The 16194-nt window shown below is 66.9% G+C and carries 16 protein-coding genes; 6 read left to right on the top strand and 10 right to left on the bottom strand.

What is annotated here, in order from left to right; all coding sequences use genetic code 11:
- Positions 1–67: 67 nt before the first annotated feature.
- The 3 genes from EP7_RS17620 to EP7_RS17610 form a co-directional block, all read right to left on the bottom strand.
- Positions 68–1423, bottom strand: a complete 1356-nt coding sequence (locus EP7_RS17620; RefSeq protein WP_463523047.1) for an efflux RND transporter periplasmic adaptor subunit — start codon at positions 1421–1423, stop codon at positions 68–70.
- 32 nt (positions 1424–1455) lie between these two features.
- Positions 1456–4719 (bottom strand): efflux RND transporter permease subunit, encoded by a 3264-nt coding sequence (locus EP7_RS17615; protein ID WP_463523045.1) that lies wholly within the window; start codon positions 4717–4719, stop codon positions 1456–1458.
- Between the two features lie 76 nt (positions 4720–4795).
- A complete protein-coding gene (locus EP7_RS17610; protein ID WP_463523043.1) occupies positions 4796–5155 on the bottom strand; it encodes a PadR family transcriptional regulator in 360 nt (119 codons plus the stop codon).
- Between the two features lie 661 nt (positions 5156–5816).
- Between EP7_RS17610 and EP7_RS17605 the strand changes: the two genes are divergently transcribed.
- The 4 genes from EP7_RS17605 to EP7_RS17590 all read left to right on the top strand — a co-directional run bounded on the left by EP7_RS17605 (position 5817) and on the right by EP7_RS17590 (position 8364).
- Positions 5817–6521, top strand: a complete 705-nt coding sequence (locus EP7_RS17605; RefSeq protein ID WP_463523041.1) for a hypothetical protein — start codon at positions 5817–5819, stop codon at positions 6519–6521.
- Between the two features lie 31 nt (positions 6522–6552).
- Positions 6553–6969, top strand: coding sequence for a secondary thiamine-phosphate synthase enzyme YjbQ (locus tag EP7_RS17600; protein WP_463523039.1), 417 nt, complete (start codon positions 6553–6555; stop codon positions 6967–6969).
- Positions 6970–6990: 21 nt separating this feature from the next.
- Positions 6991–7482, top strand: coding sequence for a TspO/MBR family protein (locus EP7_RS17595; protein WP_463523037.1), 492 nt, complete (start codon positions 6991–6993; stop codon positions 7480–7482).
- An 84-nt stretch (positions 7483–7566) separates the two neighbouring features.
- Positions 7567–8364, top strand: a complete 798-nt coding sequence (locus tag EP7_RS17590) for an HpcH/HpaI aldolase family protein (protein ID WP_463523035.1) — start codon at positions 7567–7569, stop codon at positions 8362–8364.
- Positions 8365–8385: 21 nt separating this feature from the next.
- On the opposite strand, the gene EP7_RS17585 is transcribed toward EP7_RS17590, so the two are convergent.
- The 3 genes from EP7_RS17585 to EP7_RS17575 all read right to left on the bottom strand — a co-directional run bounded on the left by EP7_RS17585 (position 8386) and on the right by EP7_RS17575 (position 9996).
- Complete coding sequence (locus EP7_RS17585) at positions 8386–9180, bottom strand: SDR family NAD(P)-dependent oxidoreductase (protein WP_463523033.1); 795 nt, start codon at positions 9178–9180, stop codon at positions 8386–8388.
- 62 nt (positions 9181–9242) lie between these two features.
- Positions 9243–9467: a hypothetical protein gene (locus EP7_RS17580; protein WP_463523031.1), complete on the bottom strand. Its 225-nt coding sequence runs from the start codon at positions 9465–9467 to the stop codon at positions 9243–9245.
- Between the two features lie 49 nt (positions 9468–9516).
- Positions 9517–9996 (bottom strand): MaoC/PaaZ C-terminal domain-containing protein, encoded by a 480-nt coding sequence (locus tag EP7_RS17575; protein ID WP_463523029.1) that lies wholly within the window; start codon positions 9994–9996, stop codon positions 9517–9519.
- Positions 9997–10239: 243 nt separating this feature from the next.
- Between EP7_RS17575 and EP7_RS17570 the strand changes: the two genes are divergently transcribed.
- The gene (locus EP7_RS17570; RefSeq protein WP_463523027.1) at positions 10240–10857 is read left to right on the top strand and encodes an ANTAR domain-containing response regulator; all 618 of its coding nucleotides are present in this window, start codon (positions 10240–10242) and stop codon (positions 10855–10857) included.
- A gap of 332 nt (positions 10858–11189) precedes the next feature.
- Positions 11190–11450 (top strand): hypothetical protein, encoded by a 261-nt coding sequence (locus tag EP7_RS17565; RefSeq protein ID WP_463523025.1) that lies wholly within the window; start codon positions 11190–11192, stop codon positions 11448–11450.
- 389 nt (positions 11451–11839) lie between these two features.
- On the opposite strand, the gene EP7_RS17560 is transcribed toward EP7_RS17565, so the two are convergent.
- From EP7_RS17560 to EP7_RS17545, 4 genes are all read right to left on the bottom strand, one after another.
- Positions 11840–12517: an ATP-binding protein gene (locus EP7_RS17560; RefSeq protein WP_463523023.1), complete on the bottom strand. Its 678-nt coding sequence runs from the start codon at positions 12515–12517 to the stop codon at positions 11840–11842.
- A gap of 101 nt (positions 12518–12618) precedes the next feature.
- Positions 12619–13911: an NPCBM/NEW2 domain-containing protein gene (locus EP7_RS17555; RefSeq protein WP_463523021.1), complete on the bottom strand. Its 1293-nt coding sequence runs from the start codon at positions 13909–13911 to the stop codon at positions 12619–12621.
- Between the two features lie 87 nt (positions 13912–13998).
- Positions 13999–15159: a prenyltransferase/squalene oxidase repeat-containing protein gene (locus EP7_RS17550; RefSeq protein ID WP_463523019.1), complete on the bottom strand. Its 1161-nt coding sequence runs from the start codon at positions 15157–15159 to the stop codon at positions 13999–14001.
- 4 nt (positions 15160–15163) lie between these two features.
- The gene (locus EP7_RS17545) at positions 15164–16192 is read right to left on the bottom strand and encodes a hypothetical protein (protein WP_463523017.1); all 1029 of its coding nucleotides are present in this window, start codon (positions 16190–16192) and stop codon (positions 15164–15166) included.
- Positions 16193–16194: the final 2 nt, after the last annotated feature.

Below are 16194 nucleotides of genomic sequence, written 5' to 3'. Positions count from 1 at the left end.
GTCGGTCCGGCCGCATCATCGGATTGCATCGATGAGAATGTCGCGGCTTCGCTCTATGACGCCTGGGTCAACTCTTCGGCTTCGGGGTGTCACTTAGCGGGAGATTCCGCTCGACGGGCTGGCCGTCGGCGAGCGAGGCTGCGTTGGCCTCGACGACCATCTCGCCATCGGAAAGGCCCGAGACGACTTCGGTCCGCTTACCCTCGCTCAGGCCGAGCTTGATCTCCCTTCGCTTCGCCCGCTTGTCCGCGACGGTGACGCAGAAGGATTTCCCGCCGTCCTTGAACACGGCGGTCGAGGGGAGCGTCAGGGCGTCCTTGCGCTCCTCGGCGACGATCGTCGCGTAGGCGTAGAGCCCCGGTCGCAGGACTTCGTCCGGGTTGGGAAGGTCGATCTCGGCGAGCAGCGTCCGGGTCGCCGATTCCAGGGCCCAGGCGGTCCGCGTCACCTTGCCCTCGAATTTCAGGCCGTCGAGGGCGACCAGGCGGACCTGGGCGGGGTCGCCTGCATTGACGAACGGCGCGTCGGCCTCGGGCACGCCGACGGCGATGGTGACGATGCCGGAGCGGGCGACGACGAAGTACGGCTCGCCCGCCGTGCCCGGCGTGGTCAACTGGCCGGTGTCGAGCTTGCGACGGGTGACGACGCCGTCGAAGGGGGCTTCGAGCTTCATGTAGCCGGCCATCGCCTCGGCCCGCTCGGCGTCGAAGCGGGTGACCTCGACGTGCGAGATGGCCGCCTGGACGTCCGAGCGAGACCTGTCGAGGTGTGCCCTGGACTCGGCGAGTGCGGCCTCGGCGGATTTCACCCTGGCCTTCACCTCGTCGAGGCCGGACTGGGCCGCCCCGAGCTTGCTCCGCGTCTCGTCCACGAGGCTCCCGGAGAGGGCCCGCTCCTGGGCGAGCTGCTGCACGCGGGCGAACTCCGATTGCCAGCGGCTCGCGTCGGCCTCGGCCCTGCGGATGCCGGCCTGAATCTCCGAGACCTTCGCCTCGGCACTGGCGACCCCCGCTAGCGCCACCGCGACAGCCGCCTCGGCCTGCTTCGCCTCGGCCTGGGCCTGCTCGATCGTGGCCCGCTTCTGCTTGAGGTCCGCCTCGACCTCGGGCATCCGCAGCTCGGCCATCACCTGGCCTTGCGTCACGCGGTCCCCGATATCGACGGCGACGCTGCGCACATAGCCGGAAAGCTTCGAATGGATGGGGGTGACCTCGGCCGCCTCGATCTGCCCCGGCTGCTCGCTCACCCGCCGGATGGTCATCCGCTCGGGGACGATCGTGGTGACCCGGGCAACCGGCGGCGGGCCGGCCGAGGTCGCCTTCGCGGTGGCCTCGATGGGCGTCTTCCCGCAGCCGGAGCCGAGCGCGGCGAGCACGCCCAGACAGGCGAGGCCCGACCCGACGAGGTGAGGTTTCATCGGCATCGTGTGTCTCCCGTTTCGGAGGCGCAGGCGGTTCATTGGTGCCCCCGGTCATCGCGTGCATCGTGGGCACGACCACTCTCGATCGCATCCCAGGTCGCGGCCTCGCGACCGTCCCCGTTCGCGTGCACGACGGGAGTGAGTTCGGCGGGTTGGTCGAAGTAGCGGCTCTCGGGGTCGTCCGGGTCCAGGGACGCGGAATCTCGGCCGGCCCACCCCTGGACGAGGGCGAAGATGGAGGGGAGGACGAGCAGGGTGGCGAAGGTCGCCGCGACGAGGCCGCCGATGACGGCCCGCCCGAGCGGGGCCGTCTGCCCGCCCCCTTCGCCCCAGCCGACGGCCATCGGTACCATGCCGGCCGTCATCGCGCAGCTCGTCATGAGGATGGGCCGGAGTCGCCCCTTCGCCCCGAAGACCGCGGCCTCGGTCGCCCCGGCGGAGTCCTCGCGACGATGACGCTCGGCGAAGGTGACGAGCAGGATGGCGTTGGCGACGGCGACGCCGATGGCCATGATCGCCCCCATGAACGACTGGATGTTGACCGTCGTCCCGGTGAGCCAGAGGGCAGTGACGACCCCGCAGATGACGGCCGGGGCGGTCGAGATGGCGACCAGGGCGAGCCGCAGCGACTGGAAGTTGGCGGTGAGCAGCAGCAGGATGACCGCGATGGACATCGCGAGCCCCACCGAGAGACCGTTGAGCATCTCCCGCATGGGGACGATCTGGCCGCGGATGTCGACATTCACGCCCTTCGGCGGGGCGCCTGCCCGCTCGATGGCTTGTGTGACGCGGCTCGCGACCCTGCCCAGGTCCTCGCCAACGATGTTCGCGGTCAGGCTGATGGACCGCTTCATGTTGTAGCGGTCGTATTCGCCGGGCATCGTGCCGCGGCCGACCTTGGCGACGTCTCTCAGGAGGAGCGACGGGCCGCCCGCGCGCTGGACGGGGATGGTCTCCACCTGCTTCACCGAGTCCATGAGGGCGATCGGGATCTCGACCTGGACCTGGTAGCCGATGCCCGACTTCGGGTCGGGCCAGTAATTCGGCACGACGAACCGGCTCGACGAGGTCGCGGTCACCAGCGAGCGGGCGATCTCCTCGGCCGTGACCCCGCTGAGTCCCGCCCGCTCGCGGTCGATGTCGACGCTCACCGTCGGGTAGTCGAGCGACTGGGCGTACTGGAGGTCGCGGAGCGATTCGACCTTGGCAAGCTCCTCCTTGACCTTCGCCGCATGGGCCCGGACGTCCGCGTAGGCCGGGCCGCTGACGGCGACCTCGACGGGCGTGGGGGAGCCGAAGCTCATGACGTCGCTCACGATGTCGGCGGGCTCGAAGGAGAAATGCACGTCGGGCATCCGGCCCGAGAGGGTGTCGCGGAGCCGCCGCTTGAGCGCCTCGACGTCCACGCCACCCTTCTCGTGGAGGGCGACCCTGAGCAGCGCCTCTTCGGGCCCGGCGGTCCACTGGTAGATGGCATTGATCGGGTAGCTCGACGGGATGACCCCGACGTAGCCGACGGAAATCTCCACGCCGTCCTCGCCGACCTCTTCCTTCACCGCTGCCAGGGCGGCCTTCGCGATCTGCTCGGTCTTCTCGATTCGCGTGCCGGCCGCCGCCTTGATGCGGAGCTGGAACCGCCCGGCATCGACCCTCGGGAAGATCTCCAGGCCGAGCTGGCGACCCACGCCGTAAGTGACCAGCCCGGCGACGGCGAGATACGCCGGGACGACGAGCCAGCGGAGCCGGACGACCCGCCCGAGCCCGATCCCGTAGGCGTCCCGCGCCCGTTCGAAGACCGAACGCTTCGCCGAGCGTCCGCCGGCCTTGTGCCTGAGGAGCCAGACCGAGAGGACCGGAACGAAGGTGCTCGACAGCACGTAGGACGCGACCATCGCGAAGCCGACGGCGAGCGAGAGCGGCACGAAGAGGGCCTGGGCCGCCCCCTGCATGAAAAACGACGGGATGAAGACGGCGAGGATGGAGAGCATCGCCAGGAGCCTGGGCACGGCCGTGTCGAGGTTGCCCTGCCTGACCGCACGCGGGATGCTCTCCGTGTGATCCATCTTCGCGTGGATGTTCTCGATCTCGACGGTCGCCTCGTCCACCAGGATGCCGATGGCGAGCGCGAGCCCGCCGAGGGTCATCAGGTTGATGGTCTGGCCCGTGAGCCACAGGGCGACGACGGCCCCGCAGAGGGCGAACGGGATGTTCAGGACGACGACGACCACGCTCCGCCAGTCGCGCAGGAACACGAGCACCATGAGCCCGGTGAACACGGCCCCGAGGGCCCCTTCGGTGGCGAGGCTCGACATCGCGTTCGTGACGGTCGGCGACTGGTCGAACTCGAAGCTGACCTTGATGTCGTCGGGCAGGACCGCCTGCATCGAGGGGAGCGCGGCCTTCACGTTCTCGACCACCGAGAGCGTCGAGGCGTCGGCCCGCTTGGTGACGAGGATGTAGACGGCCCGTCGGCCGTTGACGAGTGCGTAGCCGGTCGTGGTGTCGGAGGCGTCCTGGACCGTGGCGACGTCGCGCAGGTAGACCGTCGGGCTCACGCCGGGGCGGATCGGGATAGTCTTCAACTCGTCGGCCTGCTTGACGAGCGAGTTGACCGCGACGATGGGCATCTCATCGCCGATCCGGACGTTCCCCGAAGGGCTGATCGCGTTCCCCGCGGTCAGCGCCTTGATGACCTCATCCGGCGACATCTTGTAGGAGCGGAGCCTGTCCGGGTCGACGCGGACGACGACGGTCCGCTGACTCCCGCCGAAGGGGGGCGGCGCCGAGACGCCGGGCAAGCTCGCGAACATCGGCCGGACCTTGAAGAGGGCCTGGTCCTGGATCTCGCCGATGCTCTTGGTCTCGCTCGACATGACGAGGTAGCCGACGGGCACGCTGCCGGCGTCGAAGCGCGTGATGAACGGGGAGACGGTCCCCGGCGGCATGAAGGCCCGCGACCTCGTGACGTAGCCGATGGTCTCGGCCATCGCCTGGGCCATGTTCGTGCCCGGGTGGAAGAACAGCTTCATCAGGGCCATGCCCTGGATGTTCTTCGACTCGACGTGGTGGATGCCGCCGATGTAGAGGAAGTGGTACTCGTAATAATTCGTGAGCAGCCCCTCCATCTGGGCGGGGTCCATGCCGCCGTAGGGCTGGCAGACGTAGACGACCGGCAGATTGAGGTTGGGGAAGATGTCGACGGGCATTCGCAGGACGGCGAGCCCGCTCCCGAGGGCGACGGCGACGACGGCCACCATCACGGTCAGCGGCCGCCTCATGGCGAAGACAATCGGGTTCATGGCTCGAAGTCTCTTCGGGGAGGGCTGCCGCCGAGGGTCGGAGCCTGGAGGGTCGTAACGCCGTAGACCGGTTCCCTCAAGGGGATTCGTCCCGCCGGTCGGACTTGATGGACGGCTGCGGGGGCCTGTCGTCGACGACCTCTCTGACGAGTTCGCGGAGCTTGCCCTTGATCGCCTCCAGGGCTGCGGCCCCTTCGGCAGTCGCCCGGTAATACTTCCGCGTTTTGCCCGCCACGACTTCGCCCTGCGACGTGAGGTAGCCGACCTGTTCGAGCTGATGGAGCATCGGGTAGAGGGTGCCCGCCCCGACTTCGTAGCCGTGCCGGGCAAGCTCCTCCATCATCTCCACGCCGAAGATGGGCTCTTTCGTCGCATGGTAAAGGATGTGCATCCGCACGAATCCGCCGAAGAACATCCTGGTCAGCAAATCGCTCACACCTGGTCACTCCGATATCGGCGGGCAATATAAGAGAGTTTAACGAACGCCGAGGAAAATCGCCTGGAAACGATTCTGACGGCGTGAGCCGTCGGCGTTTCTGCAACGTGCTTCGCATGGCTGCAACGAGCCGAACTGACGCTGGATGATAACCGCAAGGCCCGGGGCCGGGGCGACCTCGCTGCGTGAGGGAGGTGGATTGCCCCGCTCGGCAGGCCCAAGCCGGACGGTACTCGGATCCCGGTCCATTGAAATACGAGCCCGAGCGAGGGACAATCCAGGGAACTTCGCCGGGCTTCATGCACGGTCAAGCACGGAAAGTCCGCGATCCTCGCCCAATCCGGAATTCATGCCTCGACCCAACCCTCGATCCTTGAACGACTCCGGAATTCGGCATCGGCCTGCTCTGCGATGTCCAGCGAGGCAGCCCACGAATCGTTTGATGCGACCGGTCCGGGTGTCGGTGGCCGATGGTGTGCACGACGCGGCCGGGCTCGAAAACAGGTCCCCGATTGACCGACGGCTTAAGGATCGAGATTTGGCGAGGCATTCATTCCATCACTTCGGCGTCGTGTGGAAGCCCTGACTTCGGCCGTTCCATCGAACATGCGTTGATTCCAGACGTCGCGAGAGCGACGCGCCCCACGCAGGACCCCTCCCCATGAAGACCCGCCGCAGCGCCCTCCTCGGACTCGCCCTCCCATTCGCCTCCTTCGCCAACGGTGCCCTGGCCGACGACGAGCCCAAGAAGGACGAGAAGAAGCCGGACGAAAAGCCCAAGGCCGAGGAGAAGCCCAAGGAAGACGCCCCCAAGGCCGAGGAGAAGCCCAAGGAAGACGCTCCCAAGGCCGAAGAGAAGCCCAAGGAAGCGGAGAAGCCGAAAGAGGAGCCGGTCAAGCCCGGCCCGGATGAGGCCAAGGCCATCGAGGCGATCCAGAAGTTGGGCGGCAAGATTGACCGCGACGAAACGAAGCCGGGCAAGCCGGTCGTCGGCGTGAACTTCGCCACCACCGGCGTCGGCGACGAGGCCCTTGCGCCGATCCCCCTGCTGTTCACCCTGCTGAAGGTGACGCTCAACGGCACCAAGATCACCGACGCGGGGCTCGACCACATCAAAGGGGTGGCCCACCTGGAGAAGCTCTATCTCGTCGACACCAAGATCGGCGATGCCGGGATCGAGCGGCTGAAGGGGCTGGCCAAGCTGAAGGTCCTCAGCCTCGTCGGCACCCAGATCAGCGACAAGGCGCTCGAGTCGATCAAGGAACTGCCCGAGATCCGCGAGGTCTTCGTCGCCGGCACGAAAGTCACCGACGAAGGCGTCAAGAAGCTGACCGAGGGGAAGGCCAACCTCAAGGTCGTGCGTTGATGGATCGGCCCCTCACGCTCAAGGCACCACGATGATCCACGCCGAGAGCTTTGTCATCACGACCACCGGACGCGGGACGCTGGAGATCAGCGACCGCGTCCAGGCGGTCGTCCGCGAGTCGGAGGCGACGAGGGGGCTCTGCGTGGCCTTCCTGCACCACACGAGCGCTTCATTGATCCTCTGCGAGGATGCCGACCCGAGCGTCCGGCGCGACCTGGAGCGATATTTCGCGCGGCTCGTGGCCGACGGCGATCCCCTTTTCCGCCACACCGCGGAAGGGCCCGACGACATGCCTGCGCATATCCGGACCATCCTGACGCAGAACTCGCTGAGCCTGCCCATCGCCGAGGGTCGATGCGACCTCGGCACCTGGCAGGGGATCTTCCTCTGGGAGCACCGGACGGCTCCTCACCGACGGAAGGTCACCGTGACGGTCCTCGGCGAGTAACCTGGAACGGGAATGCGAACGATGCGACAACGCGGATTGGCCACGGACCTGATCGCCCTGGCCGTGAGCCTCCTCATCTGCTTCGCCGCGGCGGGGCTGGGATCGGCCTGGACGCTGGAGAGCATCCCGACCTGGTACGCAGGGATTCGCAAGCCGTCGTGGAATCCGCCGAACTCGATCTTCGGGCCGGTCTGGACGGCCCTCTATTTCCTGATGGCAGTCTCGGCCTCGATCATCTGGCGGCGTGAGGGCTGGAGCCGGACGGGCATGGTCGCCCTGGGGCTTTTCAGCATCCAGCTCGCATTGAACGTCGCCTGGTCGGGGCTCTTCTTCGGCCTGCACCGGCCCGACCTTGCATTCGTCGACATCGTCCTGCTCTGGCTGGCGATCGCCGCGACGATCGCCAGGTTCGCCCCAATCAGCCGGCCGGCCGCGGCGCTGCTCGTTCCTTACCTCGCATGGGTCAGCTTTGCAGGGGTCTTGAACCTGACGATCTGGCGCCTTAACTCCTGAAGGCCGGTTGCGTCGGCACCGGTGACGTGGCAGACTCGCCGGCCGAGTCGCAGGCAAGCCGAGTAAGCCGCGGGGGATCGCGCCGTGAAGGTCAATCAGGTCAAGCAGGCATTGAAGCGGGGCGAGCCCCAGGTGGGCACCTGGCTATCGCTGGGCAGCGTGGTGGCCGCCCGGTTCCTGGCCCGGACGGGCCTCCCCTGGCTGACCGTCGACATGGAGCACTCGCACGTCGACCTCCAGACTGCCGCGATGATGTTTGGCGCCATCGCCGATGCCGGCTGCGTCCCGCTGGCCCGGATTCCGGCTTCGAAGCACGAGTACGTGAAGCAAGTCCTCGATTGCGGGGCTATGGGCATTGTTGTGCCCATGGTGATGACCGCCGCTGAGGCCGCCGCCATGGTCGCGGCCACCCGCTACGCCCCCCAAGGGAATCGGTCGGTCGGGGGCGGTCTGCACGCGATGAACTACGGGGCCACCGCCGACGAGTATTACCGGCGTGCCAACGACGAGATCCTCGTCGTGATCCAGACCGAGCACATCGATGCCGTGAACATCGCCGACGAGATCTATGCGGTGCCCGGCATCGATGCCATCTTCGTCGGTCCCAACGACCTGGCCGCCACACTCCGCGACCCCGACGGGACCCCGCCCTCCGCCGAGCTGATGGAGCAGACCCTGACCCGCATCAAGCAAGCAGCCGATCGTCAGGGGGTCCCGTGCGGCCTGCACGTCACCTCGATCGAAGCCGCCAAGAAGCGGGTCGAGCAGGGCTGGAAGTTCATCGCCGTCGGCAGCGAGCTGAAGATGATCCTCGACGGGGCCACCGAGCTGGTCCGAGCGACGAACCCAGGGTGCGACGTCACCGAGCTTGCCAAATACTGAGGCCGCCGCCGGCAGTGCGAATCAATCCATCCCAGTCTGGGTGTAACGGCCGTGGGAGATGCCGGGGAGGTAAACCATCCCGGCGTCGTCTGCGACGTGGAGGCCGGCGTCCAGGTAGAGGATGATGCCGTTGATCTTGCGCGCCAGCGGCGAGATGAGGTAGGCGACGGCGGCCCCCACCTCATCGGTCGTGATGAGATTCTGGAGCCCCTCCGGGAAATTGGCGACTCCGTGGCTGCGCTGGAGGATCCGCTCGCCGGGGGTGTCAACCCAGCCTGGCGCGACCATGTTACAGGTGACACCTTCGGCCAGATATTCCGCCGCCATCTGGCGGGTCAGGCCGAGCAGACCCGCCTTGCTCGTGCCGTAGGCGAACAGGCCGGGCAAGGGGCGAGTGGCCCGCGTCGACCCGATGTTGATGACGGTCCCACGGGTCGCCTTGAGCAGCGGCAGGGCGGCCTTGATTCCTAGCCAGGCCCCCTTCAGGTTGATTCCCATCGTCCTATCCCAGAGCTCTTCATCGGTGGTCTCGGGCGTGCCTCGCGGGCTAATCCCGGCGTTATTAACCAGGACGTCGAGCCGCCCATACCGGGCGCGGATCGCTTCGATTGCCGAGACCCAGCCGGCTGATTTCGAGACGTCAAGTTCCAGGGCAAGGGCATCAGGGCCAAGCTCGGCGGCCGATTCCCGGGCCGAGGCAATGTCGAGGTCCGCCAGGATGACCTTCAGTCCCGCACCGGCCAGCGCCCGAGCGATCCCCAGGCCGATGCCCCGGCCCGAGCCCGTCACGAGGGCGATCTCTCGTACGTCGAACATGCTCGTCATCGCAGCCATACCCTCGGGGCCATCTCGATCCGACGCATTGAGAAACGGTCTGCCTACCCCTCATCCCACCATTCGACCTCGTCGCGCACCGGCTCGACAGGATCGGACCAGGACGACGATTCGAGGGGGGGTTCGGCCTCCGCCTCGACCCCGTCGGCGGCCGTTGCAGCCCGGACTGTGACGGTAATTGAAGCCTCGCCCTCGGGCCAGTCCGGGGGAAGTTGCAGGCAAACGTAGCGGTCGTTGGCCACGACGACCCGGGTGGAATATTCGATCACGGGATGGGGCTCGTGGTGTTTGACCGGCATCGGAGGACGACACCGCGGGTCATTCGCCGGATTCGGGCTCGACCGCATCCCGGCCGCGGACGAGGGTCTGGATCGTCCCGTCCTGAAGCACCTGGCCCGCCTGGTCGATGACCTGGCGTCGCCAGGTGACCAGTCCCCGGCGTCCCCTCGCCCTGGACTCCAGGGCCTCGACCCGCGTCAGGACGTGTACGGTATCATTGAAGCGGATCGGCCTGAGGAATTCCCAGCGGATGACGCAAAGGAAGGCCAGAGTCTCCACGCGAGGCGCGTTGCTGGCCAGCCCCGAGGAGACCGCCAGGCCGAGCAGGCCGTGCGCCACCGGGGCGCCGAAGGGCCCGGCCGCCGCGGCCTCGTGATCCATGTGAAGCGGATTATAGTCGCCGGAAAGGCCCGCGAAGGCGGCCACGTCGGCCTGGGTAATCGTCCGGGCGGGGCTTTCCCACTCGTCGCCCACGGCGAGATCCTGGAACCTGAGGGCTGTGATCGACCGGCGGCTCAAGTCGGCACCTTCGGTCGTGTGGAACTTGCCGGCGCGACGAGTCGGCCGGCGAAAATGCGTTTGGGTTTAGGTACGGATTGTGCTAGTTCTTACCCCGAGTCGTCAAGGCGGGGCCGGCACGCGCCGTAGGGTGCCGAAAACGTGCGTGGTCGACGGGTCGCCCTACGAGAGTTGCACTTGGCGGTCGGCACTCGGTTGCGAGAGGCCGTGTTCGGCCATGCCTGCCGTGGAGGAAATTGCCAGATGCCTTCGAGTCAATTGAATCGCGCATTGAAAGTCCTCGTCGCCGACGACGAAAAGCCGGTGGCCACCGGCTTGCAAGGCCAGCTCGAGGCGCTGGGCTATGACGTCGTGGCGGTGGTCGACGACGGCCACAGGGCCATCGAGGTCTGCCGCCGGCAACTGCCCGACGTGGCCCTTCTCGACATCGAGATGCCCGGCCTCGACGGCCTCTCCGCGGCCCGCCAGATCGCCAAAGATCCGGGGACCCCCGTCATCATCCTGACGGCGCACGGACATCCCAACCTCATCGACCAGGCGGCCGAAGATGGCGTGTTCGTTTATAAACTCAAGCCGGTGACCAGCCCCGACCTGCACGCCGCCATCCAGATGGCGGTCGCGCGCTCGAGGGAAGTCCGTGAGCTGCGTGACAGCGTGCAGGCACTCGAGGTGAGCCTTCGCGATCGCAAGCTGATCGAGCGCGCCAAGGGGATTCTCATGGCCCGCAAAGGGCTCTCCGAGCCCGAGGCATTTCGTTTCCTCCAGCGCCAGAGCCAGGACCGGCGGATGCCCATGGCCAAGCTGGCCGAGTCGATCGTCCAGGCGGACGAGCTGCTGGAGGGGACAAGCGGCCTCGCCTGAGCGGTGAATCTGCCGCCGTCGATTCGCCCCGAGACCCTAGCCGGCTCCGCGTTACGGATCGTGGCGTCGAAATTCGTGGATTTTTTCGACGTCCGATGATTGACTGGGATCGACGCCCAGGATAGCGTGAAATATGACGGGGTGGAGGGGGCCTTGGAACGCCCTCTTCAGCCTTTGTCGAGTGGAAGCAGGCGGACGCGACGCCTCGATCCGGATGGACGAAGCCGGCTGTCCCCGGCCGACCTCATTTCATGAACCGCCCGGATTAACTCCCCGACCACTCGGCAACGGAAGCCACGCCGGAATCGCCCGCAACTAGGGAGCCTGGGATCATGGCGACGCATCTCTCCGGGATGGATTACCGGCAGCTCGCGTGCGACCAATTGCCGGCCGAACTGGCCCTGCAGATCGAAGACTACATCGAGCGGATAGCCAGCGGCCGGATCCGCGACCTGCACGTCGTATGCTTCGAGGAGACGATCATCCTTCAGGGTCGAGCTCGGACATACCACGCGAAGCAACTCGCCCAGCAGGCCGCCCTCGACCTGACCGACAGCCACACCGTGCTGACCAATCAGATCATCGTTTGCTGATTTAACTGGGGACGGAGGGGCGGATCACGTCCTCCTCTCCTCACCTCGGCCACAGGTCACGCCCCCACTGATTTCCATGCAGCCAGGAAATCAGACGGGCAAGGCGTATCAGCGGCCGCCCGACACCGTTGTCGTGGACGAACTCGGGTCCGGTCTGTCGTGTCGAGAAATTCGCTGCCCGCTCGAGATCGCGCGGGAAATGCGTTGGCGCGATCCTCGGCAATGCTCGAGGCGTGACCTGATTGATGACACCTCAGCAGGGTCTACCCCTGCTGGCGAGCCTCGGCACGTCGGGCGATGACCTGCTCGCGCCGATCAGAGTGCATCTCGGGGACCTCAACCCGATCGACGAGGAACCTTCGTCGGCTCCCCGGGCAGCCCGTCGACGATCATGCAGTCCGGAGGCGCGGGGGCTCGATCGAGAGACGGATGCAGGTACCCTCGTCGGGGATACTCCGGACGGAGAGAGTACCCCGGTGACGCCTCCAGATGCCGTTGGCGATGCTCAGGCCGACGCCGATGTGGGCCGGCTTGGAAGTGAAGAAGGGCTCGACAGCCCGACCCGACTCCTCGTGACGCATCCCGGTGGCATCGTCGGTGAACTCGATGACGATCCACCCACGGCCGTCGACCATGCCCTTGGCCTTGATCTTCAGCGGCTTCTCGAGGGCGGCTTCGTACGAGTTGGCCAGGAACAGCCGGACCATCTGCCGGAGTTGCTCGGGACTGCCGACGATCGGAGGGATCGGCGCGAAGTCGATGGCCCATTCAGTATCGGCACGCCCCTTGGCCCGCTCCTGGTCATAGACCTCGGCGACGAGCCGGTCGAGCGAGACGCTCTCGCCCCGGGGGGTGGTGATGGGCCTGGTGTAATCGATCAGGCGGCGGGCGACCCCGGAGGCTTCCAGCGCGGTCTGGACCATCATCTCGGAGACGCCGACCAGGTCGAGCGTCGAGATGTTGTCCGCCTTGAGGCGGAGGATCTCGGCATTCGCGACGATCGCGGCGAAGGCGTTGATGACGTGATGACCGACCGCCGAGGAGAGATGCCCCAAGTCTGTCAGCATCCGCCGTTCTTCCGATTCGTTCTCGGCCACGCCTCATCCTCCGAAGAACGTACCGTCCCCGCCGCGGGAGCCGGCCGTCCGGGTCATCATCCGGGTCTCGTTCAGCGAATTAGACGCGCCTCGACCCAGTCGGCCAGGTCGCGGACATTGCCGCGATCACCGAACTCTGTGGCCAGGATCAGGAACTTCGCCCCGTCCAACTCAACATCGACGTTCAGGGGTGTATCTCGCGCCGACATCGGCGGCGACGAGAATCGCTCCTTGCCGTCGACCAAGATGCGGAAGACCACGCTGCCCAGCGGGCCGGCGCGGTCGTCGACCCCGAGGGTCGCCTGAAACCGGCGGTCGCCCGGTCCCAGTCGATAAGCGAGAAGGGTCCTGCTCTGGGTGCCAAGGCCGCGGTCGAAGGCCAGTCCGCCGAGTCTCAGCGGCTGGCCCTCGACCGACTCATCCTTGCGAAAGGGCCGGACCGGGCCGATATAGGGGATGTATTGAGCCTTCAGAGGGTCGATGTCGGAGAGATAGACGATGCCGGGCCGCCTGACCGCGATCCGCCTGACCTCGGACATTGGGACGGCCAAGGTCGCACCGAAGCGTGTTCTTGCTTTGAGGACGCCGTCGTTGATCTCAGCCCCGAGGATGCCCAGGCGCGATCCGTCGTTGAGGCTCAGCTCCCACCAGACCCCCTCAGGACGCGGATAGGAGACGAGGGCAGGGTCGAATCCGATGGCCACCAGGCCCGATCTGGCGACCTCTGTCTGCCCCGCATCCCCGCGGAACGTCAGGGACTTCTCGCCGACGCCCAGCAAGCTCCCCTGGAGTCGGTCGCCATTGGCCAGCCAGAGGACCTCGGAGGTGCGGGAGTCGGCCCTGACGCGATTGATGAGGGCCTGCCGGCCCTCGGGATCCGCGGGCGGGTTGGTGATCAGGCCAATGGGTGCGTCCAGGGGGACCGAAATCTGGCCCAGGAAAGTCGACTGAACGATGAGGCTCGCCTCGCCGGCGGTGCCGATCTCGACACGGTTGAGGCGGTCGCCTTCCGGGAAGACGACAATCGCTTCTTTCGAGGTGATTGGACGCGGGGTCCCGTCACGCTCGAGCTTGAAGAGATGGTCGACGGGGACGACTCGGTCCTTCCCCGCCTCGTCGACGATCGTGACGCCCTCGGCCTCGGAGAGGATCCGGAGCCGGCCGCCGACGTGGCTCCCGTCGACTCCAATGGCCGTGAACGTCGGCTCGGCCGGGGCTGCGGAAACTCCGGCCGGCTGGGGGAGCCAACATGCGAGCAGGGCCGCCGCGACCCGCAAGGCCACCGGGCGGCGAGGTGGGACCTCGACGGAGTGGCTCGAAGCTCGGGCGACGCCAGCAGGATCGATTTCGGTGGGCGGTCTCAAAGCGGTCGGGCCTCGCGTGTCGGACGTCCGGATTGAGCCTGACACGTTGAGTGCAATCCCCGGGCCCATCGGCCCTGGCCTGAGGGATTATCGCTGGAAAATTGGCAGATAGTTGTTGGGCATCTGGAGGACGAGCAGGGCCATCGCGGTGCCGTATTCCTGGCAGATGCTGTCCTGCCAGAAGCCCTGCGGTGCCTGACGGCGGACGAGTTCGTCGCGGATGGCGGGGAACCAGACGTTCCAATCATTGCCGCCGCGCATCCACATGGCCTGAGCGGCGTAGTAGTGGCCGTAGAAGTAGTGGCTATAACGCTGGCCGAATTTGATCTCGGGCATGTATTGCTTGAGATAGGCGACCCCCGAGTCGATCTCCTTGCCGTCATACTTGCCGGCGCTCTGGAGGGCGACGATGCCGGCGGCGCTACGGGGAAAGGCGCTGGCGCCTCCCTGGAGCTGGTAGCGGAAGCCGCCGTCGGGGTTCTGCGCCTGGCGGACGTAGCGGATGCAGTTCTCGACGGTCTCTCGAGGGACGAACAGGCCGGCATTGCGTGCGGCCCGCAGGGCGTTGATCTGGCAGATGGTCACCGAGATGTCGGCGTCGTTGCGGACGGGCTGGTAGCGCCAGCCCCCCTCGTTGTTCTGGGTATCGATGATCAGGCGGATGGCCTTCTGGAGCTTCTCGCGCAGCTCGGGCCGGTGCGTCATGCCGTAGGCTTCGGCCAGGAAGAGCGTGCCGAATCCGTGGGAATACATCGGCCCGTGGGTGGCCGCCGACGGCACCGCGATGAACCCCGAGGCCGACGTGTTCTCCATCACATAGAGCAACGCCTTGTCGATCTGAGGGCCATAGGGGCCGCGGCCGGGGCTCGATCCGTTGGCCATGAACGCGAGGGCCGACAGGCTGGTCACGGCGATGTTGCCGCGATAGGTGCCGTTGCCATACGAGCCGTCGGCGTTCTGCTGCTTGGCCAGCCAGGCCAGGCCCGAGTCGATCGATCGCTGGGCGTCGGGCGTGATCTGGTCGGCGGCGCCATCGGGCACGTCGCCCCCGCGGGTTGCCTCGCCGAAGCTGCCGATGTCCTTGTCGGCGGGCTTGGCGGGCTTGGCCTGGGCGGTGTCTGGCTTGGCCTCGGCCGGCGCCGGGGCGGCGGGCTTAGGCGGATCCTGGGCCGCCTGCCATGCTTGGGCCGGCTGGGCCAGGCTGACGAGTCCGAATCCGAGGCAGAGTGCGCTGATCGTGGGCCGCATGGCGTCATTCCTCCCGTGCGAGCGCCTTCTTGGCCACCGCCGTGTAGTACCGCTTGATGAGCTCCTCGCGAGAGGGGAGCGGGTCTTCCTTGAACGTGTTCTCCATCTCGGCCCTCATCATGGGCGAGAGGTGGCCCCACTCGTCCTTGCCGTTGGCGTTTGCGTGCCGGCTCTCGGGCTTGGAGGGCTTCTGGAGGCCCACGCCTCGGGCATTGGCCCCCGGCTGGTCGCCCTCCTTGCCTCCCGGCTTGGGCTTGCCTTGTGCCATCTGCTTGGAGGGCTTGCCCTGCGACTTGCTCTCGGTGGCCCTGGCCTGCTCGATGAGCTGTTCGAGGTTCTTGACGATCTCGGTCTGCCGCTGGCGGGTCTGCTCGCCGGTATCTCGCTGACCGAGGCGTTGCTCAACCTCGCGCATCCGCTTGGTCACCTCGCCCATCGGCCCCTGGTCTTCGCCCTGCCCCTGTCCCCCGCCCTTCTGCTTTTGCTTGTCACGCTTGCTCTTGCGCCCGGTGAGTTCTTCGAGGTGCTCGTCGAGTTGCTTCGACTCCCCCTTAAGATCGTCGGGCTTGGGCTCGCCGGGCTTCTTGTCCTGGCCGGGCTGCGGCTGGTCGTCGGGCTTGGGCGTGTTCTCGTCGGGAGGCATGGGCTCGTCGGGGGACTTGGACTTCGGCTTCTCCTTCGTGTCCGGCGCGTCCTCGGCCTGGCCGAGCTTCTCCAGCAGGCTGTCGAGCGCCTCATCCTTGGGGGCGACCTTCGCCTTCTCGGGGTCGGGCTTGGGCGTCTCGTCGGCCTTGGTCTTCGGCTTATCCTGGGCGGGCTCGGGAGCCTTGGCTTCGGGCTTCGATTCGGCGGCTGGCTTGTCCGCCTTGGACTCGTCGATTTCCTGGAGCAGCTTGTCCAGGGCGTCGTCCTTCTTGGGGGCGTCCTGCGCCGGGGCGAACGGTGCGAGGCAGGCGGTCAGGAGGAGGCCGCCCAGCAGGACGGTGAGCCTGGACGGTGCTGAGCCTCGGTGTCGGATGTAGGCCGCGTTCATGA

This window comes from Isosphaeraceae bacterium EP7 (genome assembly GCA_038400315.1).
Lineage (GTDB): Bacteria > Planctomycetota > Planctomycetia > Isosphaerales > Isosphaeraceae > EP7.
The sequence above is the reverse complement of the archived record's forward strand: the minus strand, read 5'-3'. Positions and strand labels throughout refer to the sequence as shown.